The organism is Bathymodiolus platifrons methanotrophic gill symbiont, from assembly GCF_002189065.1.
GTDB lineage: Bacteria > Pseudomonadota > Gammaproteobacteria > Methylococcales > Methylomonadaceae > Methyloprofundus.
This window is the reverse complement of sequence record NZ_BDMN01000209.1, coordinates 1-2,438: the sequence shown is the minus strand read 5'-3', so window position 1 is coordinate 2,438 and position 2,438 is coordinate 1. Positions and strand designations below refer to the sequence as shown.

The 2,438-nt window shown below is 39.0% G+C and carries 3 protein-coding genes and 1 pseudogene; 1 reads left to right on the top strand and 3 read right to left on the bottom strand.

What is annotated here, in order from left to right; genetic code table 11:
• Positions 1-312 (top strand): hypothetical protein (locus CDZ78_RS22690; RefSeq protein ID WP_211200766.1); only part of this gene is annotated, 312 nt, incomplete at its 5' end.
• A gap of 169 nt (positions 313-481) precedes the next feature.
• Here the strand turns inward: CDZ78_RS22690 and CDZ78_RS12320 are convergent.
• The 3 genes and pseudogenes from CDZ78_RS12320 to CDZ78_RS12310 all read right to left on the bottom strand — a co-directional run bounded on the left by CDZ78_RS12320 (position 482) and on the right by CDZ78_RS12310 (position 2,012).
• Positions 482-757, bottom strand: coding sequence for a BrnT family toxin (locus tag CDZ78_RS12320; RefSeq protein WP_087870282.1), 276 nt, complete (start codon positions 755-757; stop codon positions 482-484).
• 104 nt (positions 758-861) lie between these two features.
• Positions 862-1,440, bottom strand: a pseudogene (locus CDZ78_RS12315) (tyrosine-type recombinase/integrase).
• A 335-nt stretch (positions 1,441-1,775) separates the two neighbouring features.
• Positions 1,776-2,012, bottom strand: a complete 237-nt coding sequence (locus CDZ78_RS12310) for a hypothetical protein (RefSeq protein WP_087870281.1) — start codon at positions 2,010-2,012, stop codon at positions 1,776-1,778.
• Between the last annotated feature and the right edge of the window lie 426 nt (positions 2,013-2,438).

The window sequence follows — 2,438 nt, the reverse complement described above, 5'->3', positions numbered from 1 at the left end:
GACCTAGTATTTTACCGATTTCTGGCCATCTTTAGTTTTTTCTCTCCCTTATTTTGGCGAAGGTATTGTTTGAAAGTGAGTGCCTTTGAAGCTGAGCATGTGATCCACCTTTTATTGAAATTGAGAATTATGATAGCAGATAACGTCGGAAAGGGGGATTTATGCGACAGAACCATTTTGTATATACATTCGCATGGCTCGCAAATTCTGCCAGCTTCAAGACTTCAAAAACGCCAAGAAATAACCCGCAAGCCTCACACTGGTTTTAATGGTTCTTGTGAGCTTCGTAATAAGAACGCAAAACCGCGTTAATATGGCTTTGATAGCCCTTTCCTTGAGATTTTAGCCAATCCAATACATCTGCATCTAGGCGAATAGATACCGCTTTTTTACGGGCGTTATTTTCATTTCCACGGTGCGTAAAAATTCCGCGTCAAATTCAGCTATTTCTGAATAATCTATTTCTTTATCTGCCATTGCATCAAGTCGTTTTAAGTCGCTCTTTATAGGTTTTTTGTTCACGGTTATTCGCCTTCCTCATTGAGATAATTCTAGTTTTATTCCCGCGTGGAGTATGGGCTATGACTACGGTTCTATTTTCTAACAATCCAAAAGTTATAAAGCGCGGTTCGCCATAATCTCGCCTTGTATCTTCAAAAGTAACGCATTGCCCTAAAAAAACTTTTTCTGCATCTGAAAAATCTAGCCCTCTTTCCGATAGGTTCTTATTGTTTTTTTCTTCGTTCCATTCATACATGGCTAGTCCCTTAGGTGTATATACAACTGTACATACATACGAATTCTAAATCAAGCCTTAAATACTTTTAATTTTAATCTTGATTTATTGTTACAAAAACCGTTTTATTCCCACATTTTTAAAGCGGTTTCGCGTTCTTCCTGTCCGATTGCGTCCATATAAATCATGGTATTTTCTATGCTGGTATGCCCTAGCCATTTTTGAATTAATCGCGGGTTTCTGGTTTTAATTGAAGCATTCACCCCGAAGCCATGACGCAAGCCTTTAGCCGTTGCCTGTGCACCTTTAATATCTGCCTGTAACATAAATGCCCTTAATCAATTTATAAGCTTGTGTTCGCTTCCACGGGAACAAATACGGGGCTTTTTTTGCACTCTCTGCGCCTTTCTAATCCCGTGGACTAATTCCAAAGCATTTAACACTGAATCAGGAACGGGAACGGCTCTAAATCGCACATTGTCCCGCTGTTTTAGCGTTTTAAAAATAATGGTCTTTTCGCTTAAATCTATATTTTCCGCTGTCAGTGCCAAAGCTTCCGAAGGTCTGCACCCTGTATAAACCAGCACAAGGCAAAATGTCCGAAGCTCTGCGCGTTCCTGAATATTGGCAATTTCTAAAAATCGCGTGGTTTCGTCTTGGGTTAAATATTTGCGTTTTCCGCTACTTGTAAACAATTCATTCATAATTCTGTTCACTATTTTTTAAATTTAGTTTGTTCATTTTTTCCCCTGAAGGAATGCACCGCGCTTTTTGTTTTGTGCTTTTGCTGATAAGGTGAACAGATTAAAAGTATAGTGTTTACTCAAGAGATAAATTGTAACGTACGAAACAAATACAAAGCTTTTAAAATTCATTTCATTTTGTTTAGTTTCAGATAAAACGAAACTTTCATATTCTGCTAATTAACTGGCTTTTGATCTTTTACCCCCCGCAAAGCAAATTAAATATAGCCCCAATCGCTTGAGGCCGTCCGCTCGTGCGTTCTATCGGCTTACCTGATAAATCTACATTGAAAAAATTAAAGGCTGTCAGAGGGGTTTAAAATGGATTGCAGGGCTTGTTCTTGATAGCGGTTTGAAAAATAGGCCAGTGCTTCGGATAGGCTCAAGGGGGAAAGCTTCAAGGCTTCCAACTCTCGCATGATGGGCTTTAGTTGGTCAATGATGAAAGCGCGGTGCTGGGTTGCCTGTGCTGGTGGCAGTTGTTTAATTACCCGCTTTGAGTCTATCCAATCCATTAAATCCAGTTGTTGCATTTTTCTAGGCTTTCTTTTTTGGATATTTTTAGAACGATGATAGAGGGGGAAAATTAAGGAAGGTTGAAGTTATCCACAAAGGGAAAATACAAGAATAAGTATTTAAAGAATAATATAAGAAAAGAATAGGGATTTTTGACAAGACAAAAAACCTTTATTTATTAAGGTATTAAGTTGTTTTTTTCTGTTTTAACTGGGAGGTTATGCCCCTACCTTTGGCTTAACTGGGAGGTTATGCCCCTACTTTTTTGGCTAACTGGGAGGTTATGCCCCTACTTGCGGGAGGTTATGCCCCTACTTTTTTGGCTAACTGGGAGGTTATGCCCCTACTTGCTAGACATAAAAACACGTATTTTTTGTCATAATAGTGGCTATTTTGTTAACTGGGAGGTTATGCCCCTACTTACTGGGAGGTTATGCCCCTAC